Origin of the sequence: Nonomuraea sp. NPDC049637, assembly GCF_040675235.1 — a bacterium.
Taxonomy (GTDB): Bacteria; Actinomycetota; Actinomycetes; order Streptosporangiales; family Streptosporangiaceae; genus Nonomuraea.
Genome location: NZ_JBFAOM010000044.1, coordinates 35419 through 58146 on the forward strand (window position 1 = coordinate 35419; position 22728 = coordinate 58146).

The 22728-nt window shown below is 75.3% G+C and carries 23 protein-coding genes; 18 read left to right on the forward strand and 5 right to left on the reverse strand.

Going from position 1 to position 22728, the window contains the following annotated elements; all coding sequences use genetic code 11:
- The first annotated feature begins 124 nt into the window (after positions 1-124).
- From AB0J71_RS39675 to AB0J71_RS39715, 9 genes are all read left to right on the forward strand, one after another.
- Positions 125-697 (forward strand): TetR/AcrR family transcriptional regulator, encoded by a 573-nt coding sequence (locus tag AB0J71_RS39675; protein WP_352327684.1) that lies wholly within the window; start codon positions 125-127, stop codon positions 695-697.
- A complete protein-coding gene (locus AB0J71_RS39680) occupies positions 694-2055 on the forward strand; it encodes a DHA2 family efflux MFS transporter permease subunit (protein WP_364419233.1) in 1362 nt (453 codons plus the stop codon). The genes AB0J71_RS39675 and AB0J71_RS39680 overlap by 4 nt, the downstream gene beginning before the upstream one ends.
- Positions 2052-2558, forward strand: a complete 507-nt coding sequence (locus AB0J71_RS39685) for an FBP domain-containing protein (protein ID WP_364419235.1) — start codon at positions 2052-2054, stop codon at positions 2556-2558. The genes AB0J71_RS39680 and AB0J71_RS39685 overlap by 4 nt, the downstream gene beginning before the upstream one ends.
- A gap of 46 nt (positions 2559-2604) precedes the next feature.
- A complete protein-coding gene (locus AB0J71_RS39690; protein WP_364419237.1) occupies positions 2605-2994 on the forward strand; it encodes a hypothetical protein in 390 nt (129 codons plus the stop codon).
- Positions 2995-3065: 71 nt separating this feature from the next.
- Complete coding sequence (locus AB0J71_RS39695) at positions 3066-3617, forward strand: toxin-antitoxin system HicB family antitoxin (RefSeq protein ID WP_364419239.1); 552 nt, start codon at positions 3066-3068, stop codon at positions 3615-3617.
- Positions 3617-4591 (forward strand): DUF4097 family beta strand repeat-containing protein, encoded by a 975-nt coding sequence (locus AB0J71_RS39700; protein WP_364419241.1) that lies wholly within the window; start codon positions 3617-3619, stop codon positions 4589-4591. The genes AB0J71_RS39695 and AB0J71_RS39700 overlap by 1 nt, the downstream gene beginning before the upstream one ends.
- Positions 4592-4608: 17 nt before the next feature.
- Positions 4609-5589 carry an ATP-binding cassette domain-containing protein gene (locus AB0J71_RS39705; RefSeq protein ID WP_352327678.1) on the forward strand — a complete coding sequence of 327 codons (981 nt, stop codon included), beginning with the start codon at positions 4609-4611 and terminating at the stop codon, positions 5587-5589.
- Positions 5586-6389, forward strand: a complete 804-nt coding sequence (locus AB0J71_RS39710) for an ABC transporter permease (RefSeq protein ID WP_352327677.1) — start codon at positions 5586-5588, stop codon at positions 6387-6389. The genes AB0J71_RS39705 and AB0J71_RS39710 overlap by 4 nt, the downstream gene beginning before the upstream one ends.
- A complete protein-coding gene (locus tag AB0J71_RS39715; RefSeq protein WP_352327676.1) occupies positions 6386-6916 on the forward strand; it encodes a DUF1707 domain-containing protein in 531 nt (176 codons plus the stop codon). Before AB0J71_RS39710 ends, AB0J71_RS39715 begins: the two co-directional genes overlap by 4 nt.
- Before the next feature lie 22 nt (positions 6917-6938).
- On the opposite strand, the gene AB0J71_RS39720 is transcribed toward AB0J71_RS39715, so the two are convergent.
- Entirely contained in the window at positions 6939-9035 is a 2097-nt protein-coding gene (locus AB0J71_RS39720) for a prolyl oligopeptidase family serine peptidase (protein ID WP_364419243.1), read from the reverse strand.
- 402 nt (positions 9036-9437) lie between these two features.
- On the opposite strand from AB0J71_RS39720, the gene AB0J71_RS39725 reads away from it, so the two are divergent.
- Positions 9438-10229, forward strand: coding sequence for a putative protein N(5)-glutamine methyltransferase (locus tag AB0J71_RS39725; protein ID WP_352327674.1), 792 nt, complete (start codon positions 9438-9440; stop codon positions 10227-10229).
- 172 nt (positions 10230-10401) lie between these two features.
- On the opposite strand, the gene AB0J71_RS39730 is transcribed toward AB0J71_RS39725, so the two are convergent.
- The 3 genes from AB0J71_RS39730 to AB0J71_RS39740 form a co-directional block, all read right to left on the reverse strand.
- The gene (locus AB0J71_RS39730) at positions 10402-10737 is read right to left on the reverse strand and encodes a WGxxGxxG family protein (protein ID WP_364392173.1); all 336 of its coding nucleotides are present in this window, start codon (positions 10735-10737) and stop codon (positions 10402-10404) included.
- 184 nt (positions 10738-10921) lie between these two features.
- Complete coding sequence (locus tag AB0J71_RS39735; protein ID WP_364419245.1) at positions 10922-12292, reverse strand: diaminopimelate decarboxylase; 1371 nt, start codon at positions 12290-12292, stop codon at positions 10922-10924.
- A gap of 150 nt (positions 12293-12442) precedes the next feature.
- Positions 12443-14053: a helix-turn-helix domain-containing protein gene (locus AB0J71_RS39740; protein WP_364419247.1), complete on the reverse strand. Its 1611-nt coding sequence runs from the start codon at positions 14051-14053 to the stop codon at positions 12443-12445.
- A gap of 45 nt (positions 14054-14098) precedes the next feature.
- Between AB0J71_RS39740 and AB0J71_RS39745 the strand changes: the two genes are divergently transcribed.
- Positions 14099-14632 (forward strand): hypothetical protein, encoded by a 534-nt coding sequence (locus tag AB0J71_RS39745; protein ID WP_352331293.1) that lies wholly within the window; start codon positions 14099-14101, stop codon positions 14630-14632.
- Positions 14633-14715: 83 nt separating this feature from the next.
- Here AB0J71_RS39745 and AB0J71_RS39750 read toward each other — a convergent pair whose 3' ends face one another.
- Positions 14716-15480: a SpoIIE family protein phosphatase gene (locus AB0J71_RS39750; protein ID WP_352331291.1), complete on the reverse strand. Its 765-nt coding sequence runs from the start codon at positions 15478-15480 to the stop codon at positions 14716-14718.
- Positions 15481-15767: 287 nt separating this feature from the next.
- On the opposite strand from AB0J71_RS39750, the gene AB0J71_RS39755 reads away from it, so the two are divergent.
- The 7 genes from AB0J71_RS39755 to AB0J71_RS39785 all read left to right on the forward strand — a co-directional run bounded on the left by AB0J71_RS39755 (position 15768) and on the right by AB0J71_RS39785 (position 22727).
- Positions 15768-16970 (forward strand): hypothetical protein, encoded by a 1203-nt coding sequence (locus AB0J71_RS39755; protein WP_352326568.1) that lies wholly within the window; start codon positions 15768-15770, stop codon positions 16968-16970.
- Positions 16967-18085: a hypothetical protein gene (locus AB0J71_RS39760; protein ID WP_364419249.1), complete on the forward strand. Its 1119-nt coding sequence runs from the start codon at positions 16967-16969 to the stop codon at positions 18083-18085. The genes AB0J71_RS39755 and AB0J71_RS39760 overlap by 4 nt, the downstream gene beginning before the upstream one ends.
- A complete protein-coding gene (locus AB0J71_RS39765) occupies positions 18055-18747 on the forward strand; it encodes a sigma factor-like helix-turn-helix DNA-binding protein (RefSeq protein ID WP_352326571.1) in 693 nt (230 codons plus the stop codon). Before AB0J71_RS39760 ends, AB0J71_RS39765 begins: the two co-directional genes overlap by 31 nt.
- A 119-nt stretch (positions 18748-18866) precedes the next feature.
- The gene (locus AB0J71_RS39770; RefSeq protein WP_352326573.1) at positions 18867-19253 is read left to right on the forward strand and encodes a pyridoxamine 5'-phosphate oxidase family protein; all 387 of its coding nucleotides are present in this window, start codon (positions 18867-18869) and stop codon (positions 19251-19253) included.
- A 111-nt stretch (positions 19254-19364) separates the two neighbouring features.
- On the forward strand, positions 19365-20675 hold the full coding sequence (locus AB0J71_RS39775) for a hemolysin family protein (protein ID WP_352326575.1): 1311 nt from the start codon (positions 19365-19367) through the stop codon (positions 20673-20675).
- Positions 20672-21673, forward strand: coding sequence for a hemolysin family protein (locus AB0J71_RS39780; protein WP_364419251.1), 1002 nt, complete (start codon positions 20672-20674; stop codon positions 21671-21673). The genes AB0J71_RS39775 and AB0J71_RS39780 overlap by 4 nt, the downstream gene beginning before the upstream one ends.
- Positions 21674-21755: 82 nt before the next feature.
- Positions 21756-22727, forward strand: coding sequence for a glycosyltransferase family 2 protein (locus AB0J71_RS39785; protein WP_352326578.1), 972 nt, complete (start codon positions 21756-21758; stop codon positions 22725-22727).
- The last annotated feature ends 1 nt before the right edge of the window (position 22728 follow it).

Below are 22728 nucleotides of genomic sequence, written 5' to 3' on the forward strand. Positions count from 1 at the left end.
ACGTTACGAACGGCTGCTCCAGCCACGTTCCAACCTGATCCCAAGTTTTCCTGATTTGCGAAACCTAAGCTTCCTAGGATAAAACCTAGGAAGCTTAGGTTTCCTGCTGCGGAGGTGGATCATGATGGCTCGGGCCGGTCTGACGGCGGACCGCGTGACGGAGGCGGCCGGAGAGCTGGCCGACGAGGCCGGGTTCGACAACCTGACGGTCTCGGCCCTCGCGCGCCGCTTCGGCGTCGCGGACGCCAGCCTCTACTCCCACGTCAGGAACCTCCAGGACCTGCGCGTCCGGGTCGCTCTGCGGGCCGCCCGCATCCAGGCCGACGCCCTGACCGCGGCGGTGGCCGGCAAGGCGGGCAAGGACGCGCTGGCCGCCTTCGCCGCCGCCTACCGCGACTTCGCGCTCGCCCACCCGGGCCTGTACGAGGCCACCCAGCTCCGGCTCGACCCCGAGATCGTCGCCGGGTGCGCCGACGTCCAGCGCATCTTCACCACCACCAACGCGGTCGTGGCCGCGTACGGGCTGCCCGAGCCGGCCCACACCGACGCCATCCGGCTGCTGCGCAGCACCTTCCACGGCTTCACGAACCTGGAGGCCCGCGGCGGCTTCCAGGCGTCCCGCGACGTCCGCAGCTCGTGGGACGCGATCATCGACGCGCTCGACAGCGCACTGAGACATTGGCAGGTTTCCCCATGACCGGAACGACCGACACCCGGCCCGGCCTCGACCGGCGGCTGCTGACGGTCGCCGGGGTGCTCACCCTCGGCGCCTTCACCGCCCTGCTCGACGGCACGGTGGTCGGCGTCGCCACGCACACCCTGGCCCGCGCGTTCTCCGCCGACCTGGCGGCCACCCAATGGGTGACGACCGCCTACCTGCTCGCCCTGGCCGCGGTCATCCCCGCGACCGGGTGGGCGGCCCAGCGGTTCGGCGCCGGGACGGCCTGGACCGCCTCGCTCGCCGTGTTCCTGGCCGGCTCGATCCTGTGCGGGTCGGCCTGGTCGCTCGGCAGCCTCGTCGCCTTCCGCGTCGTGCAGGGGGCCGGGGCGGGCATGCTCTTCCCGCTCAGCCGGATCATCGTCGTCGAGGTGGCCGGGCGCGAGCGGCTCGGCCGGATGATGGCGCTGATGGCCGTGCCCGCCGTGCTCGCGCCCGTCCTCGGGCCGGTCGTCGGCGGCGTGCTGCTGGAGACGCTGTCGTGGCGGTGGGTGTTCCTGATCAACGTGCCGTTCGTGGCGGCCGGCGTCGTCCTGTCGGCTCTGTACGTGCGCACCGCCCGGCCGGAGGGCCCGGCCGAACGCCTCGACGTGGCCGGCCTGCTCGGCGTGAGCGGCGGCCTGACCCTGCTGCTGCACGGGCTGAGCGGGGCCGGTGAGCCCGTGGCCGCGCTGACCGCGGCCGCCGGGGCGCTGCTGCTGGCCGCCTGCCTGTGGCGGGCCGCCCGCACCTCCGGGCCGCGGATCGTCGAGCCCGGCCTGTTCCGCGACCGGGCCTTCGCCGCCTCCGCCGCGCTGGCCTTCCTGGCCAACTTCTCCCTGTTCGCCGCGGTGTTCCTAGTGCCGCTGTTCCTCCAGACGGCCGAGGGGTCCGGAGCGCTCGGCGCCGGGCTGGTGCTCGCGCCGCAAGGGCTCGGCATGCTCGCCGCGGTGCTGGCCGCCGGCCGGCTGATCGACCTGAACGGCAACCCGCGCCGGATCGTCGTCACGGGCCTGGTCCTGCTGGCGGCCGGCACGCTGCCGTTCGCGCTGGCCGATCCCGGCGCGAGCACGGCGCTGCTGCCGGTGGCGCTGTTCGTCCGCGGGGTGGGGGCCGCGCTCGCGGTCTCACCCACCATGATCACCCTCTACCACTCGCTGCCGCCGGCCAAGGTGCCCGCCGCGACCACCGCCAACGCCATCGGCCAGCAGGTCGGCGCGGCGGCCGGCACCGCCTGCGTGGCCGTGCTGCTCCAGCACGGCGGCTACCGGCCCGCCTTCTGGGTCACGCTGGCCGCCGTCGCGCTCTGCCTCCTGCCCGCCCTGTTCCTCCCGTCCTCGAAAGCAGGCACGTCATGAACCCCGTCACCGAGAACGAGATCCGCTCGTCCTTCGTCAACTGCTCCAAGGGCGAGGCCCGCCGGCTCGCCGTCCCGCGCGGGCTGCCCGAGCTGCCCTGGCCCGACCTCGACTTCCTGGGCTGGCGCGATCCGGGGGCGCCGGAGCGGGCGTACCTGGTGGCCGAACGCGGCGGCGCGCCGCTCGGCGTCGCGCTGCGGCTCGGCCAGGAGGTGCGCAGGAGCTTCACCAAGAGCACGCTCTGCTCGGTCTGCGTGACCCCGCACGCCGGGACCGGCGTCGCGCTGTTCACCGCGGCCCGGGTGGGCGCGGCGGGGCGGCAGGGCAACACGGTGGGCGCCTACATGTGCGCCGACCTGGCCTGCTCCCTGTACGTCCGGGGGCGCAAGGAGACCGAGCTGGGCGTCCGGTTCGAGTCGCTGAGCGTGGCCGAGCGCGTCGCCAGGACGGCGGTCAACCTGGACGCCTTCCTCGACAAGATCCTCGACGGCGCCCTGGCGTGACCCGGACGGCCGGTGAACTGTCGGGCCTGCCTGCGACACTCCCCGGATGCTGATACTGGAACTGTTGCGGCCGACGTTGCGCGCCGCCTGGGGGCCCGACACCTGCGACACCGCCGCGCGGGAGGAATGGCGGCCCGACAACCCGGCCAGGGGGCAGTGCGGGATCACCGCGCTGGTGGTCCAGGACCTGCTGGGCGGAGACCTGATCCTGGCCGAGGTGCACGCCGGCGGCGTCAAGGTCGGCCACCACTACTGGAACGTGCTGCCCGGCGGCACCGAGATCGACTTCACCGCCGACCAGTTCCACCCGGGCGAGGTCGTCGTGAATCCCCAGCTCCGGCACCGTCCCCCGGACGCGCCGCGCCGGTGCCGGGAGCAGTACGAGCTGCTGCGTCACCGCGTCGTCACCGCGCTGTCCGGGCCGCCGCCCGCGTGAGACGCCATCTGACGCCATAGTGACGTCATTCCGCCTTGTGATGGCGTCACAACGCATGTCATGATGGCGTCATGGACCTTGCCCCGTATGTCGATCAACTTCGGCGCGAGCTCATGCTCGCCGCCGGGACGGGCGGCGAGCAGGCCCGTGCGCTGGCCGAGCGCTTCGCCGCCACTCTCGAGTCGGCCGCCCGGCTCGCCCTGCTGGAGGCCCTGTCGGCCGCCGCGGACGAGATCACCCAGGACCTCGCGCCCGGCTCCGTCGAGGTGCGCCTGCGCGGGCGCGACCCCGCCTTCGTCGTGACGCCGCCGCCCGCCGCCCACCCGTTCCCGGACCAGGACGAACCGCCCGTCAGCGCCGGCCCCGGCGAGCGGCCGCCCATGCCGCCGCCCCCCGAGACCGACGAGGGCGGCACGTCCCGGATCTCCCTCCGGGTGCCCGAGGCGCTCAAGCCGCGCATCGAGGAGGCGGCCGCGCGCGACGGGCTGTCCGTCAACGCCTGGCTGGTCCGCGCCGTCTCCGCGGCGCTCGACCCCGGTGACGCCACCCGTGACGCCACCCGCCGCGCCACCCGGCGCCCGGCCCCCCAGACCGGCAACCGCTACAGCGGCTGGGTGCGCTGATGACCGCGCCGATGCCCGCGCCGATGACCGCGCTGATGACCATGCCGACCGATGACAGGGAGATCGGAATGCCGGCCTTCGACACGCCACGCCCCATCGTCGCCGTCCTCGACCTGGCGACCGCCGCCGTCCGCGTCGTCGCGGGCGACCGCGCCGAGACCGTGGTCGACGTGCGCCCGAGCGACGAGCACAACGACGCCGACGTGCAGGCCGCCCAGCACGTCCAGGTGCATCACGCCGACGGCAGGCTCACGGTGGCCGCCGGCAAGGAACAGGGCGCGCCGGCGCTCGGCTGGGGGCTCTCGCTCGGCAAGCTCGTCGAGTCGCCCGCCGACTGGGCGCGTTCGCTGCTGCTCGGCACGGGCTCGGTGGAGGTGACGATCGAGCTGCCGGCCGGGTCCCGCCTCGACGTCAGGACGTCCGGCGGCCTGTCGTGCCGCGGGCCGCTCGGCGACGTCACGGCGACCACCACGTACGGCGACATCCGCGTCGAGCAGGCCGGCCGGCTGCGCCTGAAGAGCACCCACGGCAGCGTCTCCGTCACCCGCGCCCGCGGGCACGCCGAGATCACCACGAACCACGGCGACATCCGCGTCGGCGAGATCGACGGCACCGCCGCCGTCAAGACCGCCCACGGCGACGTGCGCCTCGGCGAGGTCACCGGCGAGCTGCGGCTCAACAGCGCCCACGGCGACATCACCGTGGAACGCCCGCTGGCCGGCGTCGTCGCCAAGACCTCCTACGCCGGCGTGGAGATCCACGAGGTGGCGTCCGGCACGGTCGTCATGGAGACCACCGGCGGCGGCCTGGACGTCGGCCTGCGCGAGGGCGCCTCCGCCTGGCTCGACGTCAGCTCCCGGTACGGCACCGTGAACGTCGCCCTCGACCCCGGCGACGACCCCGGCGACCCGGCGCGGACCGTCGAGATCCACGCCCACACCACGCACGGCGACATCGACATCCACCGTTCCTGACGACCGAGGAGACCGACATGCCAGACGCGATCATGGTCGAGGGGCTGACCAAGAGGTACGGCGACGTGACCGCCCTCGACGGCGTCGACCTGACCGTCCCGGAGGGGACGGTGTTAGGACTGCTGGGCCCCAACGGCGCCGGCAAGACCACCACGGTGCGAATCCTCACCACGCTCCTGCGACCCGACGCCGGCCACGCCACGGTGGCCGGGCTCGACGTCGTCCGCGACGCCCACCGGCTGCGCGCCCGCATCGGCGCGTCCGGCCAGTACGCCGCCGTGGACGACCACCTCACCGGCGCCGAGAACCTGGAGATGGTCGGCCGCCTCTACCACCTGGGCGCCCGGCGCAGCCGCGAGCGCGCCCGCGAGCTGCTGGACCGCTTCGACCTCGCCGACGCCGCCGACCGCCCGGTGCGCGGCTGGTCCGGCGGCATGCGCCGCCGCCTCGACCTGGCCGGCGCGCTGGTCGCCGACCCGCCCGTGCTGTTCCTGGACGAGCCCACCACCGGCCTCGACCCCCGCGCCAGGATCGCCCTGTGGGACGTCATCGCCGAGCTCGTCCGGGAGGGCACCACCGTCCTGCTCACCACCCAGTACCTGGAGGAGGCCGACCGGCTCGCCGACCGCATCGCGGTGGTCGACCACGGGCGGGTGATCGCCCGCGGCACGGCCGAGGAGCTGAAGGACCAGGTCGGCGGCGACCGCATCGAGCTCTCGGTGACCAGCGCGGCGAGCCTGGAGCACGCCGCCCGCGCCCTGGCGCCGCTGGCCCTGGGGGAGATGCAGGTCGACGCCGCCGCCCTGCGCATGACGATCCCGGTGACCGGCGGCGCGGCCGCGCTGACCCAGGCGCTCGGCCACCTGGCCGCCGAGCGGATCGCCGTACGCGACGCCGGGCTGCGCCGCCCCACCCTCGACGACGTGTTCCTCACCCTCACCGGACGCCAGGCCGACGAGCGGACCGCCGACGACAAGACCGAGGAGACCGTCCGATGAACGCCCTCCGGCTGGCCGCCGCCGACGGCCTGACCATCGCCAGGCGCAACGCGCTCAAGATCCGCCGAGCCCCCGACCTGCTGGGCGGCGTGATCATGCTGCCCATCGTGTTCGTGGTGCTGTTCACCTACGTCTTCGGCAGCATGATCGAGCTGCCCGGCATGTCCTACGGCGAGTACCTGCTGCCCGGGATCTTCGTCATGACGATCGTCACCAGCGCGCAGATCACCGGCTACACGCTCACCCAGGACCTGCAGAAGGGCATCTTCGACCGGTTCCGCACCCTGCCGATGTCGCCCACGGCGGTGCTCACCGGCCAGACCGTCAGCGACGTCATCATGAACGTCACCAGCATCGCCACCATGGCGCTCGTCGGCCTGCTGGTCGGCTGGCGCGTGCACAGCTCGCCGCCGGAGGCGGTGCTCGGGTTCGCGATGCTGCTGCTGTTCGCCTATGCCTTCTCCTGGGTGACGGCCACGGTCGCGCTGGCCCTGCGCACGCCCGAGGTGTTCAACAACCTCGCCACCCTCACCTCGTTGCCGCTGGTGTTCCTGTCCAACGCGTTCGCCGACAGCACGCGCCTGCCCGGCCCGCTGCGGCCGATCGCCGAGTGGAACCCGGTCTCGACGCTCGTCCAGGCCGCGCGGGAGCTGTTCGGGAACACCAGCGCCGCCCTGCCCCAGCCCGCCGCCTGGCCGCTGCGGCACGCCGTGCCGGTGTCGCTGCTGTGGTCCGTGCTGCTCCTGGCCGTGTTCGTGCCGCTGGCCACGCGGCTCTACAGCAGGGCCGTCAGCCGATGAACACCGTCTCGGGCGCGGACCGCGAGCGTGCGGTCGAGCTGGTCCAGCAGGCGTACGCGGACGGCCGGCTCGACCCCGCCGAGCTGGAACGGCGGCTCGAACTGGCGCTCACCGCCACCTCCGCCCGCGAGCTGGAGCCGATCGTCGCCGACCTGCCGGACGAGGTGGTCCGGCTGGCCTCCGCCGGCGGCGCCGTCACCCGGACCGGCGACTGGGAGGTCCCGCGCCGCCTGTGCGTCGACTCCAGGTACGGCCGGGTGCGGCTCGACCTGTCGCGGGCCCGCGTGCCCCACGGGCGCATCGACATCGAGCTGCTGCTGGCGTACGGCAGCGCCACGATCGTCCTGCCCGCGGGCGCCACCGCGAACGCCGACGGGGTGCGGTCCGCATGGGGGCGCGTGACCTGCAAGGCCCCCGGCCGGCCCCGCCCCGGCCACCCGCACGTCCAGGTGACCGGCGACCTGCCCTACGGCCGTCTGGTCATCCGCCAGGCGACCCGTCTCGGCGGCCGCCTGCTCGGGACCTGAGAACCGTCTTGCCCCCCGGCGGCTACCCGTTCAGGTGGCGGCGGAGGAAGTCGAGCTGGAGGAGGAGCAGGCCCTCGAAGACGTCCTCGTCCGAGGTGGGGGCGTGGGAGGCGCCGGACAGCGGCAGCACCTCGTGCGGGCGTCCCGCGGCCAGCAGCGCGGACGACAGGCGCAGCGTGCCCGCCGGGAACACGTTGTCGTCGGACAGGCCGTGGACGAGCTGCAGGGGCCGGGTCAGGGTGTGCGCCCCGGCCAGGGTGGAGCAGGCTTCGTAGCGGTCGGGGTGGCGGTCCGGGTGGCCGAGGAAACGTTCCCGCCAGTGGGTGTCGTACAGGCGCTGCTCGCTGGCGCCGGCGCCGGCGACGGCGGCGTGGAAGACGTCGGGACGCCGCAGCACCGCCATGACGGCCAGCGTGCCCGCGAACGACCAGCCGCGCATCGCGACCCGGCGCAGGTCCAGCTCCGGATGGCGGGCGGCGACCGCGTGCAGGGCGGCCACCTGGTCCGCCAGCACGGGGCCGAACATGTCGCCGTGCACCTCGCGCTCCCAGCCGGGGCCGCGGCCCGGCGTGCCGGCCCCGTCGGTGACCAGGACGGCGAACCCCTGCTCGGCGAACCACTGCGAGACGAACATCATCGGCGCCTGCTCGTCGGTGACCCGGCGTCCGGCCGGCCCCGCGTACGGGTCCAGCAGGACCGGCAGCGCCGGGTCGCGGGGGCGGTGCCAGGAGGGCAGGTGCAGGTGGCTGCGCAGGTCGCGCCCGGTGGTGACGAGCGACAGCCGGCGCAGCGCCAGCACCGGCCGCTGCGCCGCCGACGCCACCTCGACCCCGCTGCGCGCCGGGGACGACGTCCCGGCCGAAGAGCGTTCCACGCGCACCCGCTCGCCCGGGTGCTCGGCGGTGCGGATGACGTGGACGAGGGTGCCCGCGCGCCGCGTCCCGCCGTGCACCCCCGGCGCGACGCTGAGCCGGCAGGCGTCCGCCGCCGGGGTGTGCAGCCACAGGTGGGTCTGCGCGGGGTCGTCGGAGGCGGTGAAGAGCACGTCCTCGCCGTCCACGCCGAGAACCGCCTCCAGTTGCAGACCGGGCGGCGTGACCGGGAGGCCGCCGACGGTGAGCCGCCGGGTGCCGTCCAGGTCGGCGTGGGCGACCAGCCGGCCCGAGCCGGTGCGGGCGGGCGTGCCCGGGACGAGCTGCACCCAGTGGGGATCGTGCTGCTCGGCCAGCAGCCGCGTCCGGCCGGAGTCCGGGTCGGCGGCCAGCACCCGGACCGTCCGCTGGTCCCTGCTCTGGACCGACAGGTACGGGCCGTGGGCGTCCCAGCCGGCGGCCGTCAGGTACTCGAAGGCGGCCCGGTCCCAGACGACCTCGACGCGTCCGCCGTCGGCCGTGCCGTCCGCCGTGCCGTCCAGCCTGGCGATCCAGAGGGTGACGTCGGCGTTGGCGGTGCCGGCCGCCGGGTACCGCACGGCCCGCGGCGGGCGCGCGGGCTCGGCGGGGTCGCCGACGTGCCAGAGCGCGACGCGGGCCTCGTCCACCCGGGCCGTCAGCAGGCGGGCGCCGTCGGGGGACCACCAGTAGCCGCGGGAGCGGCCCATCGAGGCGGACGCGGCGTACTCGGCGACGCCGAACCGCACGTCCGGCCCGTCGGGCTCGGCCACGGCGCGGTCGCCGGCGCCGTCCGCGCCGATCACCCGCAGCGCGCCGCCGGAGAGGTAGGCGACCAGCCGCCCGGCCGGGTCGGGCCGCGGGTCGCGGGCCGTGCCGGGCACCGGCAGCAGGCGGGCCGCGCCGGTCGGGACGTCCACCGCCCACAGCGCGCCCGCCAGGGTGAACACCGCCAGGCCGGCCGCGTCGTCCGTGGCGTAGGAGCCGATCCCCTGGGCGCCGCCGCCGGTCAGCGCGGCGGGGTCGGCGAGCAGCCGCTCCTCGCCGGAGCCGGCGTCCAGGGCCCAGAGGCAGGTGACCGGGTCGTCGCCGGCGCGGCTGCGCAGGAACAGCACGACGGAGCCGTCCGCCGAGACGGTGAAGGCCGAGGGGGCGCCCAGGGTGAACCGCCGGGTGCGGGCGAACTGCCGGGGCAGGCTGATCCTGGTGTCGTCGTCGTGGTGCGGCATGCGTGCCTGGTTCCTCTCACTGTGGTCCGGCTTTCGGGCACGACAAAAAGCGCACACCGTAGTGGTGTGCGCTTCGTTCGTGTCAGGTGATCGGCGGGACTTCTCGCGCGGCTCCCGCGGCCGCCTCCCGCTCGCCGGGACGATCTCCGCGGCCGAGCTCCCGGACATCTTACTACGTGATCAGCCGCGTGACGGCGTGCGCGTGACCGGGAGAGATCCCCGGCGGCCGCCCGCGTCGGGCCGGAACGGCTCTGGTACTGTGACGGTCTCTGGCCGAGACCGTCCGTAGGAGGTGAGACCCATCACCGCTTCGTCAGGCTGGGGCTCCCTTTCGGCACCCGTCCGGCCCGCCTGGGCCGGGTGACCGCGGGGAGCGCCCATCGGCATCCCGGAAGGCTCCCCATGTCCCCCTCCACGATCCCCCTGTCCGCCGTCGTCTCCCGGCTGCGCGCCGCCGGCTGCGTCTTCGCCGAGGACGAGGCCGAGCTGCTGGTCTCCACCGCCCGTACCCCTGCCGAGCTGGCCGGGATGGTCGAGCGCCGGGCCGGCGGGCTGCCCCTTGAGCACGTCCTGGGCTGGGCGCGGTTCTGCGGCCTGCGCATCGCCGTCGAGCCCGGCGTGTTCGTGCCGCGTCCGCGCACCGAGTTCCTCATCCGCCAGGCCGTCGCGCTGGCCCGCGGGGCCGGCCGCCCGCCCGTCGTGCTCGACCTGTGCTGCGGCACGGGCGCGATGGGGGCCGCGGTCGTGGCGGCGCTGGGGGAGGAGACCGAGGTGCACGCGGCCGACCTCGACCCCGCCGCCGTGCGCTGCGCCCGGCTCAACCTGCCCGGCGGCCACGTCCACCAGGGCGACCTGTACGACGCCCTGCCCGGCTCGCTCCGCGGCCGCGTCGGCATCCTGATCGCCAGCCCGCCCTACGTGCCCACCGCGTCGGTCGGCCTGCTGCCGCCCGAGGCGCGCCTGCACGAGCCGCTGATGGCGCTCGACGGCGGCGGCGACGGGCTCGACGTGGTGCGCCGGGTGATCGCGGGGGCCTCCGGCTGGCTCGCGCCGGGCGGGCACCTGCTGGTGGAGACCAGCGAACGGCAGGCCGCGGCCACCGTCCGGGCCGCCGTGGCCGCGGGGCTCCAGGCGCGGGCCGCGGTCTCGGACGAACTGGACGCCGCCGCCGTCATCGCCACCCGCCCCGCCTGAGGCCCGTACCCACGCCAACCGGACTGCGCGGGCCGGTCTGCGCGCACCGGTCTGCGCGCACCGGTCTGCGGGCCCGGGCCATGGGGGGCGGTGCTGCGGGGGCGGCGGCTCCCGGGGCGGGCAGCGCGGTGCCCGGCGCGCCGGAGCGTGCCGGGCACCGCCCGCGTCCTCCTTACGGGCGCTGCGGGCGGGTGGGGTTGGCGGTGGTCCCCGTCGTGGTCCCGGTGGTACCCGTGGTACCGGTGGTTCCTGTGGGACGGGTGGTCATGTGCTCAGCCGTCCCCACCGGGTTGCGGCCCTTGCGCAGGCCCGCCAGCCCCAGCAGTCCGAGCAGCCCCAGCAGGCCCCACAGACCGCCGTTGCCGCCGCCCTCGTCGTATCTGTTCTCGGTCGGTTGCGGGCTCGGCGTCGCCTGGCTCTGGACGACGGGCGTGTCCGCCACAGCGGTGGCGGCCGGGGCCAGCGCCAAGCAGAATGCCATCCCCAGGCCGGTGAGCGTCTTGCGCATGTGGGTTCCCCCGGATCCGGCGGCCCTCAAGGCGGAGAGCCGCCTGTCGCGCCTTCCGGGCGACGGCCCGGAAGGTTCCCCCGAAATGGAGCGAGAACTCCATACTCGCTGGTAGACATACCCCCACCCGCGAAAACAATCCCCGCAAACCAGGACATACCGCCACGGTTGGGACGGCGGGCGTTCAGGCGGTGGCCGCCAGGAGGCCGGTCAGCGCGTCGGCCTGCGCCAGCCCGCTGGCCGCGGCGATCTCGTCCAGGGTCTGCGCCGGGCGCACCTCGCTCAGCCGGACGTCGCCGTCCGCCGTGACGGTGAAGCCGTGCACCGCCGGATAGGGCAGGCTGTTGTAGGCCCACGGGGTGGAGAAGTAGTAGGCGCCGGTGTCGTGCAGCACGACGATGTCGCCCTCGGCCAGCTCCGGCAGCTCCCTGGCGTGCGCGACCACGTCACCGGCGAAGCAGCACGGGCCCGCGACGTCCTGGGCGAGCAGGGGGCCGTCCTTGGGGTCGCCCGCCGGGCCGTACGCGCCGACCCGCAGCGGCCAGGCGTCCGGCATGAGCACCGTGCGGGTGGCGACCTGCGCGCCCGCGTGGGTGATCGCCACCCGCCGCCCGCCGGCGTCCTTGGTGTACTCCACCAGCGCCGCGACGAAGCCGTTCTTGGCCAGCAGCGACCGGCCGAACTCGGTGACCAGCGCGTACCTGCCGTCGAACAGCCCGGGGACGGCCGCGCGCAGCGTGGCGACGTAGTCGGCGTAGGTGGGGGCCACCTCGTCGCCGTCGAAGTTCACCGGCAGGCCGCCGCCGATGTCGATGCTGGTGATCTGCCGGACGCCGAGCGTCGCGTTGATCTCCTCGGCCAGCCGGTACGTTTCGGCGATGCCCGCCGCGATCAGCTCCAGCGGGCAGCCCTGGGAGCCCACGTGCGCGTGCAGGCGGGTCAGCCAGGGCCGTTCGGCGAACGCGCGGACGACCGCCTCGCGGGCCCCCGGGTCGCGCAGCGCGACGCCGAACTTGGAGGTGGCGGTCGCGGTGCTCATCGCGCCGATCGTGCCGGTGCCGACCTGCGGGTTCACCCGCAGCCCCAGCACCGAGGAGGAGTCCGGCGTGCGCAGCTCGTCGATGCGGCGCAGCTCGGCCAGGCTGTCGGCGTTGACCGCGACGCCCAGCGAGAGCGCCTGGCGCAGCTCCTCGCGGGTCTTGGCGGGGGAGTCGAAGACGATCGTGCCCGGCGCGAACCCGGCGTCCAGCGCGATGCGCAGCTCGCCGGGGCTGGCCACCTCGCACCCCATGCCCGAGGCGGCCAGCAGCCGCAGGACGGGGATCAGGGACGCGGCCTTGGCGGCGAAGGTGTGCAGCACGTCCGGGACCTCGCCGAACGCCTCGTGCAACGCCCTGACCGAGTCCCGCACGCCGGCGGTGTCGACGAAACCGGCGACCGGTTCGCCCGGTCCGAGCGCACCGGCGCGTACGGCATGGCGCAACACGTGGGCGGCGCGTTCGGCGGTGGTGCCGCGGGCCGGGGCGGGCGCGAGCGTGGCACTGCTCTGGATCACGTCCAAGGCTCCTGGATGCATCGGGAAAGAGGGAGTTTCGGAGGGGGCCAGACGAGATTCGGCCATGACCGCAGGCCACGTCTTCAGCCGGTCGGACAAAGCCCACCTGCGGCTTTGTCCGACCGGCCAAGGAAAATCCGGAGCCCCAGGTCAGGCGGCCAGGCGGACGGCGAGGGTGAGCAGCAGCCGGGTGTCGGGGTCGTCGAGGTCGACGCCGAACCGCTCGCGCACGCGGCGCAGCCGGTAGCGCAGGGTGTTCGGATGCAGGACCAGCCGGCGGGCGGCGCGGCCGACGTCCCCCGCGGCGTCGAGGTAGGCGGCGATCGAGCGGACCAGCTCGCCGCCCGCCGCCAGGTCGGCGTGGACGAGGTCGTACACCGGGCCGCTGCCGCGTTCCCACACCGGGCGGACGGCGTCCAGGACGCGCAGCACGTCCAGGGCGGGGCCGAGGTCGGCCGCCAGGGCGTGGCGGGGGCCGGAGCCGCGGCCGCGCAGGACCCGGACGACCAGGTCGGCCTCCTCCCGCGAGCCCGCCGCGACCAGCGGCGAGGCGGCCACCGACCCCGCTCCCACCAGCACCGCGGCGGCGCCCGGCGTCGAGGCGGCCAGCCCGTCCAGCTCGCGGGCCAGCCCGAGCACGTCCCGCTCGTCGCCGCCGCGCACCGGCACCAGGGCCAGCACCCGGCCCGTCTCCCGCAGCACCCGCACCCCGGGCCGGTAGGAGGCGGCGTGCAGCGCGAGCACCTCCAGCACCCGCTCCCCGGCCGGGCCCCGGGCCGCCGCGCCCTCGCCCGCCGCGTCGGGTCCGGTCTCGGCGATCACGACGGCGCAGCGCAGGTCGGGCGGCAGGCCCAGCGTCCAGGCGTGGGTGCTCATGTCGCCCTCGCCGCCCAGCAGCCCGCGCAGCGCGTGCTCCTCGCGCAGCCGCGCGCCGCTCTCCCGCAGCCGGTGCTGCACCAGGTACGGCACCGCCACCTCCGCGGCCCGGCTCAGCGCGCTGGCCGCGTTGGGCGACAGGCTGCGGCCGTCGGCGGCGGCCCAGATCGAGCCCAGCATCTCCCGCCCGCTGCGGATGGCGATGATCAGCCGTTCGGGGGTGTCGCCGTCGGCGGGCCGGTGGATCACCTCGCCGGAGGACCACAGGGTGCGCAGCAGGCCGCTGCGGCGCAGCTCGTCCACCCGCCAGTCGGGCACCCGGCCGCCCAGGATGGTGGAGCGGCGCAGCTCGTCGGCCTCCGGCCCGGTGGCCGAGTGCGCCAGCACGCGGAACTGGGTGTCCTCGATGGTGATCGAGCCGCCGGTGAACTCGGCGACCACCGAGGCCAGCGCGGCCAGCCCGCCGCCCGCCGTGGCCTCGGCCATCCGGTCGCCGCGTCCCGCCTCGCCGTAGGCGGCGGCCGAGCGCAGCAGGGTCGCCACGTCGTCCCAGTCGGCCCAGTCGGCGCGGGCCAGCAGGGCGATGCCGACCTGCTCGGCCGCGTCGAGCGCGTCGTCGGCCAGGTCCTCGCCGGCCCGCACGACCACCGCCGCGGCGCCGCGCCGCGCCGCCTCGCGGATGGAGGCGGTGGCCGCGCCGGTGGAGTGGAACAGCCCGGCCGCGAGCACGATCCGGCCCGCGTACGAGCGGGCGGGCCCCTCGTCGCCGATGATCATGCCGGACACGTGCACGTCCTGGCCCGACGGCGCGAGCAGCAGCCGCAGGACGCCGCCCTCGTCGAAGGCGAGCAGCTCGCGGAGAGTGATCTGCCCCCGTTTGTTCATGACGGGGAGCATACGCAGGTCACGACGCCTGGCAGGCTGGGGGCCATGCGATTCGGCGTACGCCAGTTCGAGCTGGCCCTGATGCACCGCATGCGCGACCTCAACCCGCGGCGCGTGGAGCAGGCGCTGGCCGACCTGGACGCCTCCCGCGCCGAGCTGCGCGCCGCCCACACCCACTGGACCCGGCTGGCCCACTCCCCGGCGGCGCCCAAGGGACGGGCCGCGCTGCGGATGGCGCTCGGCCCGCCCGCGTACGCCGGCGCGGCCCCGTTCGGCAGCCTGACCTGCGAGGTGGCCCGCTGGCGGCTGCCGTCCTGGCCGGAGCTGGAGTTCGAGGCGCTGACCGGCCCCGGCGGCGAGGTGTGGAACCTGTGGTTCGTGCGGCCCGGCGGCGACCGGCGGCTGTCGGCCGCCGGCCTGACCCCGTGGGAATGCGTCGTGGCCGACGTCGCCGCGAGCTTCCCGGTGAGCTTCCAGGGCGAGGGGGCGGCCCCGCACCACTGGGCGGTCGACTTCGCCTGCGCGGGCACGCCCCGCCGCGCCCTGTTCGTGTACGGCCTCCTCCAGCGCCTGGCCTGAAACGCCGGCGCGCCCGCGTGCCGGACGTGCCACCCGGCCCCCGCCTTCGTGTCGGGTGGCACGTTCCACGGGCGGCCGGGCGGTCAGGCGGTGACGAAGTCGGCGACGACCATCGTCGCGTCGTCCTTGGGCGCCGCGGCGGCCACCTCGTCGTACAGCCGGTCCAGGCAGGCGGCCGGGGACGGGCCGACGGCCAGCAGCTCGGCCAGCCGGTGCTCGCCCAGCGCCTTCAGCACGCCGTCGGTGACGACCGCCACGCGGTCACCCGGCCGCAGCGGCACGGTGCCGACCTCGGGGTTCAGCGTGGAGGCCAGCCCGATCCCGCGCAGCAGCGGCCCGTCGTCGAAGGAGTGCGACGTGGTGAGCCGGCGCGGCCTGCCGCCCTTGGCGCAGTGCCAGATCGCGCCGTTGCCCACATGGGCGAAACGCAGGCACGGCGTCTCCCCGGGGACGAGCACCAGCAGGTCCATCGTCGTGACCAGCCCCGGCTTGGACGGCGTGCGCAACGCGGCCCGCCGGACGGCCCGGTGGGCGGCCTGGGCGCACTCGTCCATGTCCTCCTCCCGCCGGGCGGAGTGCTGCGGGCGGGCGGCGACCACGGCGCCCAGGGCCAGCGCGGCCGCCGTGTGCGCGACCTCCGTGCCGCCCTGCCCGTCGGCAAGCGCGATCAGCCGCTCCTGGACGACGTAGGCGTCGGAGGGGTGGCCGTGCGAGCCGTCGTAGGTGCCGCCCGCGGTCACCAGCCTGGGCCGCGCCGCCGGCATGCCGGGCGGCCAGTCCCCCCGGCGGCCCCGGACCGCCATCACCGAGAGGCAGCCGAGCAGAATCGAGATCGAGAAAACAGTCATGATCGTCCCTCCCGTCGCGCGCGACGACACCTGCCCAGTACACCCCTCTTACGTGGGATGCGACTGACGGCCGATCAGCCGTCGTGGCGGCACGACGGCCGATCGGCCGTCATGCCGCCGCGGGCCCGCGCGACCCACAGTGGGGCAGGGCGGCGCACGCGCGCCGGAGAGCCGCCGGCCCCCCGAGGAAGAGCCATGGAACCAGCCGACCGTCATGACGGGAACAAGCCTGTCCGAAGTCGATATTGTGAGACCCGTCCTGTGCTCTCTTCGCGGGCGGATCGCACATGGCTCACCCCGGCTCCACGCGTCTCGGCGACAGGCTCGACCCGAGACACGACACGCGGCACGACACGAGGTACGACTCCGCGACCCGGCAGCTCGACAAGGCCGTCGCGCGTACCGCCGCGGGCGCGCGCGGGGCCGTCGGCCTGGTGTCGGTGGTCGCGGCCGGCCTCGGCGCGGTCCCGCCGGTCTCGGCCGCGTGGCTGGCGCCCGCGCTGGCGGCGGGCCTGGTGTGGACCGGGCTGTACCTGCGCCGGCTGCGCGGCGAGGAGCCGCTGCCGCACTGGCTCGTGGCCGGTGACGCGGCGACCACCGTGGCGGCCTGCCTGGCCCAGCGCCACCTGGTGCCCGTCCGGGCGTTCGACGCCGGGTCGAGCTGGATCGCGGGGCTGGTCACCATGACGATCGTCGTCATCGGGGTGACCTGGCGGCCCCGGATCGCCGTGCCGGCCGGGCTGGCCGTGGCGGGGGCGTACCTGGCGGGGGTGCGGCTCGCCGCGCCGTCCCAGGACGTGGCCGGCACGCTGGGCATCCACCTCGTCCAGCTCCTGGCGATCGTGATGCTGATGACGCTGCTGCGCCGCTCGGCCGCCTCCGCCGACGCGTTCCTGCGCGAGAGCGCGCGGGCCGAGATCGCCCTCATGGTCGAACGCCTGCGCCGCGAGGACGAGCTGCGCCAGGCCGCCAGCATCCACGAGACCGCCCTGCACACCCTGACCATGGTCGGCCTCGGCACCTACGACGAGCCGTCGCCCACCCTGCGCTCCCAGGTGGGCGCCGACCTGGCCGCGCTGGAGAAGCTGCGCGACCGGCCGCGCCCCGAGACCGCCCTCATCGCCCTCGACGCCCTGCTCGACGAGGTGGCCGGCCGCGTGCCCGGCCTGGACGTGCGCCGCCGGCTGATCCCGCAGACCGTCCCCGGCGACGTCGCCGAGCACTTCGCCCGCGCCGTCACCGAGGCCCTGGCCAACGTCGCGCTGCACGCCGGCGTGGCCGAGGCCGTCCTGGTCTCCAGCGGGCACGACGGCGAGATCCGGGTGGAGGTCGCCGACGCGGGCCACGGCTTCGACCAGGACCGCCTGCCGCCCGACCGGTTCGGCGTGCGCGGCTCGATCCTCGACACGATGAACGAGCTGCGCGGCGGCGGCGCCCGGATCTCCTCCGGCCGCACCGGCACGCGGGTGAGCATGTGGTGGCGGCCGTGACCGACGACATCGAGCAGGTCGCCCAGCGCTACGCCCGCTACACCGCGCTCGGCGCGGCCGTCATCGCCGGCTTCTGGCACACCGGCTACGACCTCACCGTCACCGTCACCGGCTGGAGCTCCTTCCGGTGGCCGGTGCTCGCGGCGGCCGCCTGGGTCGTCTACACGGCGGTCGGCGTGATCGCGGGCCTGTCGCTCGCGCGCACCTCGCGCGGCCCCGACCGCGTCCTCGGCCTGGCGGTCGCGGCGCTGGCCGCCGACGTCGCGGTGATCGTGGCCTGCCGCCCGCAGGACCTGCTCGGCATCAGCGACTGGGGATGGGGGTCGGTCGGCTGGCTGGGCGTCATGCTGGCCTGGAACCGGCCGCGCTGGCGGACGGAGCTGGGGGCGTTCCTGGCCGTCAACGCCGCCGTCATGCTGGCCGCGATGGCCGTCGCCGGGGCGCTCGACCGGGTCTCGCTCGCCAAGTACCTGGTGGTCATCGTCGGCGGCGTCACCATGCAGCTCGGCTACACGGCCGGCTGCGCGCTGCTGCGCGCCCGCGCCGAGGACGCCGTGCTGCTGGCCCGCCGGCTCGCCGCCGACGACGCCTGGCGGGAGTCGGCCAGGAGCATCCACGCCGACCGCATCCGCAGGTACGCCGCCATCAGGGACGTGGCCGAGTCGCTGCTCCAGCAGCTCGCCGACGGGGCCGACCCCGGCGACCCGCGCGTCCGTGAGGACTGCACGGCCGGCGCCATGCGGCTGCGCCGCCTGATCACCGAGCGCGAGGACGTCCCGGACGCGCTGGTGGCCGCGCTGCGCGAGCGCATCGACGCGGCCGAGCGGCGTCAGGTGCTGGTGACCGCGCCGCCGTTCGGCGAGAACCTGCCCGCGCTGCCCGAGGGCGTGCGGGAGGATCTGCTCAGGGCGCCGGTCCTGGCGCTGGACGGCGCCCGCTCGCGGGCCAGGGTCACCGTGTCGGCGATGTCGGCCATGGTGAGCGTGGCCGTCGTCGCCGACAACGACGACCTGCCGGTCAGCCCCACCCCGGTGCGCGAGCCCAGCGGGGTCGTGGTCACCTACCAGCGCCAGGGAGGGGAGGTATGGGTCAACAGCATCTGGCAGCGCCCGTGACGGTCGCCCTGGTCGAGGACCACCAGGTGGTGGTGGACGGCGTGCGCTCCTGGTTCGGGCCGGGCAGCGGCGTCGAGCTGGTCGCCCAGGGGCCCACGATCGAGTCGGTCCGCGGCGTGGCCGCCGACGTGCTGCTGCTCGACCTCAACCTCAACGGCACGATGGTCGCCGACCGGGTGGGCGGCCTGTGCGCGGGCGGCCAGCGGGTGATCGTCTTCTCCGAGCACGAGGAGCCCGAGATCGTCCGGGCGGTGCTGGACGCGGGCGCGTCGGCGTTCATCGGCAAGGGACGCGCCACCCGGGAGTCCTGCCTGGAGACGATCATGGAGGTGGCCGCCGACCGGCCGTCCGTGACGCTGCCCATGGCCCAGGCCATCGCCACGGACGAGGGCCCCCATCGCCCCCAGCTGTCGGACAAGGAGCGGGCGGCGCTGCTGTTCTGGTTCCAGTCGATGTCGAAGGCGTCGGTCGCGGCCCGCATGGGCATCAAGGAACGCACCGTGCGCCAGTACATCGACCGCGCCAGGGTCAAGTACGCGGCGGCCGGCCGGCCCGCGCCGACCAAGGAGAAACTGCTCATCTGCGCCATCCAGGACGGCCTGATCCGCCCCGACGAGGTCGGGATCTACACCTCCCACGCCCGCCAGGGCCCGGCCTCCTGAGCCGCCCCTTCGCCGGGCGGATACGATGTCGCTCGCCCGGAGGCCCTGAGCGGGCGTCCGGCGCCCCGAGCAGGCGTCCGGAAACCCTGAGGAGGCGTCCGGAAACCCTGAGGAGGATCGTGGACCTGGCCGAGCTGGGCGAGGCGTTCGCCGCGTTCTGGCAGGAGCGGCACCTGTGCACGCTCGCCACCGCCCGCGACGGCGGCCCGCCGCACGTCGTGCCCGTCGGCGCGACCCTCGACCTGGACACCGCGACCGCCCGCGTGATCACCTCCGGCTCCTCGCGCAAGGCCAGGCTGATCGGCGCGGACGGCGCCGCGGTGTCGCTGTGCCAGGTCGACGGCCGCCGCTGGTCCACCCTGGAGGGCCGGGCCGTGGTGCGCACCGAGCCCGAACAGGTCGCCGACGCCGAACGCCGGTACACCGCCCGCTACAAGCCGCCCCGGCCCAACCCGTCCAGGGTGGTGCTGGAGATCCAGGTGACGCGCGTGATGGGCAACGTCTGATCACTGGCGGTTCGTCATGACTTCCGCACGCCCGACCCGGATGCTAGCTTTCGCCCGTGGAGTCTGAGTACGACCGGCCGCCCGCGGCGTTACCCGAGGGCCCGGGCTGACGTGCTCCTCGACGCCGTCCAGCTGCTCGCGGCCCTGGCCCTGATCCTGGCCAACGGCATCTTCGTCGCGGCCGAGTTCTCCCTCGTCACCGTCGAACGCGGCCAGGTCCGCCAGCTCGCCGAGGACGGCGACCGGGGCGCCCAGGGCGTCGAGGCCGCGGTGCAACGGCTGTCGTTCCACCTGTCGGGCGCCCAGCTCGGCATCACCGTCACCTCGCTGCTGCTCGGCGTCGTGGCCGAGCCCGCCATCGCCGACCTGCTCGACCCGCTGCTCGGCGGCGTCCCGGCGGCGCCGGTCGTGCTGGCGATCGCGCTGTCCACGGTGGCGCAGATGGTGCTGGGCGAGCTGGTGCCCAAGAACGCCGCCCTGTCCAGGCCGCTCGCGGTGGCCCGGCTGGCGACGCCGCCGCAGCGGGCGTTCTCGGCGGCGTGCGGGCCGCTGATCCGGCTGTGCAACGCGGTGGCCGACGCGATCGTCCGACGGCTCGGCGCCGAGCCGCAGGAGGAGCTGGCCTCCGCCCGCTCGCCCGAGGAGCTGGGCCTCCTGGTACGCCTGTCGGCCGAGGCCGGCGTGCTCCAGCCCGGCACCGCCGCCATGCTCCAGCGGGCCCTGCGCTTCGGCGGCAAGACCGCGGCCGAGGCCATGACCCCGCGTACGGACTGCGTGACCGTCCCCGGCGCCACCAGCGTCGCCGACTTCCTCAAGCTGGCCAGGAGCCGCCGCCACCTGCGCATCCCGGTCTGCGGCGCGGAACGCGACGACATCCTCGGCATCGCCAGCGTCCCCGGCGCCTGCGCGGTGCCGCCGTCCGAACGCGACACGACCCCGGTGGCCGCGATCGCCCGGCCCGCCCTCCAGGTGCCCGAGACGCTGCGGCTGGAGGTCGTGCAGGAGCGCCTGGCCGCCGCCCGCGCCGAGATGGCCGTCGTGATCGACGAGTACGGCGGCCTGGCCGGCGTCGTCACCGTCGAGGACCTGGCGGAGGAGCTGATCGGCGACATCGCCGACGAGTACGACCTGCCCGAGGAGCAGTCCGACGAGCCCTCGCCCGTGCTGCTCGCGCCGGGCGCCTCCGTGCACCTGCCGGCCCTGCTGCGCGCCGACGAGGTCGAGGAGCGCACCGGCTTCCGCATGCCGCAGGGCCCCTACGAGACGCTCGCCGGGCTGGTGCTGGCCGCGCTCGGCCGCATCCCGGACCCCGGCGACGAGGTGGTGGTCCGCGAGTGGGTCCTGCGCGTGGAGACCATGCGGGGACGCCGGGTCGAGCAGGTCACGCTGACCGCGCCGGGCCCGGCGGGGGAGCGCCGGTGAGCCTCGTCCAAGGGCTGGTCATCGTGCTGCTGCTGGCCGTCAACGGCTTCTTCGTGGGCGCGGAGTTCGCGCTCATCTCCGCCCGCCGCACCCTGATCGAGCCGCGGGCGCGCGAGGGGTCGCGGCGGGCGCAGGCCGTGCTCGCCGCCATGAACGCCGTCCCCACCATGCTGGCGGCGGCGCAGCTCGGCGTGACGCTGGCCTCGCTGGTGCTCGGCGCGGCCGGGGAGCCGGTGGTGGCCGGCGCGGTCGGGCCGCTGCTGGCCGCCGCAGGGCTGCCCGAGCGGCTGGTCCATCCGATCGCCTTCGCGGTGGCCCTGCTGCTGGTGGTCGCGGCGCACGTGATCATCGGTGAGATGGTGCCGAAGAACCTGGCGCTGTCGGCGCCCGACGTGGCCGCGCTGTGGCTGGTGCCGCCGCTGTTCGTGCTGGCCAGGGCGACCCGGCCGGTGCTGACGCTGGTCAAGGCCATGGCGGGGGTGGTGCTGCGGCTGCTGCGCGTCCCCTCCGCCGAGGAGGTCCGTACCGTCTACACCTCCGGCGAGCTGCCCGTGCTCATCGAGGAGTCGCGCCGCCACCGCCTGCTCCGCCAGGACGAGCGCGACCGCCTGATCGCCACCCTCGCCCTGCACGCCCGCCCGGTCGGCTCGGTAATGGTGCCGATGAGCGAGGTCGTCAGCGTGCCCGAGACCATCGACAGCGCCGGCCTGCAACGGTACGCCGGCCGCCACGGCCACTCCCGCTTCCCCGTGCACGGCGCCGACCCCGCCGAGCTGCGCGGCTACCTGCACGTCCTGGACGCGCTGAACGGCCACGGCGCCGCCGAGCCGCTGCCCGTGCGCGCCCTGCCGCAGGTGCCCGCCACCGCCACCCTGGCCCAGGTGCTGGCCGTCATGCGCGCCCGCCGCGCCCAGCTCGCCGCGGTCGCCGACGAGTCCGGACGGGTGCTCGGCGTCGTCACCCTGGACGACGTGCTCGGCGGGATCATGACTGGCTGAGACGGGGGTCCGTGCGAGATCATGGAGCAGGGCCGCGGGCCGTGGTGACCGCGACCGGGGAACTCGCCGGAGGGCAACGCTCGTGACGACGGTCTCGCTGATCGTGCCGTGCTACAACGCGGCCAGGACCCTGCGCCTGTGCCTGGAGTCGGTGCTGGCCCAGACCCGCCTGCCCGACGAGATCGTGGTCGTCGACGACGCCGGCTCCGACGGCTCGGCGGCCCTCGCCGAGGAGCTGGGCTGCCGGGTCGTGCGCCTGCCCGAGAACCGCGGCGTGTCGGCGGCCAGGAACGCCGGCGTCGAGCACACGACCGGCGAGGTGATCTTCTTCCTGGACAGCGACGTGGCGCTGCGGCCCGACGCGGTCGCGCAGGCCGTCGCGATCCTGGAGGCCGATCCGGGCGTCGGCTGCGTGCACGGCGTCTACGACACCGAGCCGCTGATCGACGACGGCCCGGTCGAGTGGTACCGGCTGCTGCACCAGGTCCACTGGCGCCGCCGGCACCTGGGCGAGGTCAACAGTGTCGTGTTCGCCCTGGCCGCCATCCGCCGTGACGTGCTGACCCGGGCCGGCCGGCTCGACGAGAGCCTGCGCGACTGCGAGGACGTCGAGTACAGCAGCCGCCTGGCCGTCCACACCCGGATCGTGCTGACCGACGCCGTGGCCGGCCGACACGACGAGGGCCACCGCTTCCTGCCCGTGTTGTCGGAGCAGTGGCGGCGGGCGCTGCCGCTGATCCCGCTCGCGCTGGCCACGGCCAGGCGGGGCGCGGCCAAGCCGGAGAACGCCAACAGCCGGGCCGGCATCCTCGCCTGCGCGCTGGCGCTGGCCTGCCTGCCGCTCGGCCTGTTCGCGCCGGCGCTGTTCGCGGTGCCCGTCGTGCTGGTCGGGTGGTTCGTGGTGGCCGATCCGGAGCTGCTGCGGTTCGTCCACCGGGAGCGCGGCCCGGCCTTCACCGCCTACTTCATGGCCGTGCACCTGGCCGTGCACGTGGTGCTGGTCACCGGCCTGGCCGTCGGCTCCCTGCGCGTGCTGCGGGGCGGCCCGGCCTGAC

Coding starts and splice junctions, on each gene's coding strand:
- AB0J71_RS39675 (WP_352327684.1), top strand. CDS start 125: ATGGCTCGGGCCGGTCTGACGGCGGACCGCGTGACGGAGGCGGCCGGA.
- AB0J71_RS39680 (WP_364419233.1), top strand. CDS start 694: ATGACCGGAACGACCGACACCCGGCCCGGCCTCGACCGGCGGCTGCTG.
- AB0J71_RS39685 (WP_364419235.1), top strand. CDS start 2,052: ATGAACCCCGTCACCGAGAACGAGATCCGCTCGTCCTTCGTCAACTGC.
- AB0J71_RS39690 (WP_364419237.1), top strand. CDS start 2,605: ATGCTGATACTGGAACTGTTGCGGCCGACGTTGCGCGCCGCCTGGGGG.
- AB0J71_RS39695 (WP_364419239.1), top strand. CDS start 3,066: ATGGACCTTGCCCCGTATGTCGATCAACTTCGGCGCGAGCTCATGCTC.
- AB0J71_RS39700 (WP_364419241.1), top strand. CDS start 3,617: ATGACCGCGCCGATGCCCGCGCCGATGACCGCGCTGATGACCATGCCG.
- AB0J71_RS39705 (WP_352327678.1), top strand. CDS start 4,609: ATGCCAGACGCGATCATGGTCGAGGGGCTGACCAAGAGGTACGGCGAC.
- AB0J71_RS39710 (WP_352327677.1), top strand. CDS start 5,586: ATGAACGCCCTCCGGCTGGCCGCCGCCGACGGCCTGACCATCGCCAGG.
- AB0J71_RS39715 (WP_352327676.1), top strand. CDS start 6,386: ATGAACACCGTCTCGGGCGCGGACCGCGAGCGTGCGGTCGAGCTGGTC.
- AB0J71_RS39720 (WP_364419243.1), bottom strand. CDS start 9,035: ATGCCGCACCACGACGACGACACCAGGATCAGCCTGCCCCGGCAGTTC.
- AB0J71_RS39725 (WP_352327674.1), top strand. CDS start 9,438: ATGTCCCCCTCCACGATCCCCCTGTCCGCCGTCGTCTCCCGGCTGCGC.
- AB0J71_RS39730 (WP_364392173.1), bottom strand. CDS start 10,737: ATGCGCAAGACGCTCACCGGCCTGGGGATGGCATTCTGCTTGGCGCTG.
- AB0J71_RS39740 (WP_364419247.1), bottom strand. CDS start 14,053: ATGAACAAACGGGGGCAGATCACTCTCCGCGAGCTGCTCGCCTTCGAC.
- AB0J71_RS39745 (WP_352331293.1), top strand. CDS start 14,099: ATGCGATTCGGCGTACGCCAGTTCGAGCTGGCCCTGATGCACCGCATG.
- AB0J71_RS39750 (WP_352331291.1), bottom strand. CDS start 15,480: ATGACTGTTTTCTCGATCTCGATTCTGCTCGGCTGCCTCTCGGTGATG.
- AB0J71_RS39755 (WP_352326568.1), top strand. CDS start 15,768: ATGGCTCACCCCGGCTCCACGCGTCTCGGCGACAGGCTCGACCCGAGA.
- AB0J71_RS39765 (WP_352326571.1), top strand. CDS start 18,055: ATGGGTCAACAGCATCTGGCAGCGCCCGTGACGGTCGCCCTGGTCGAG.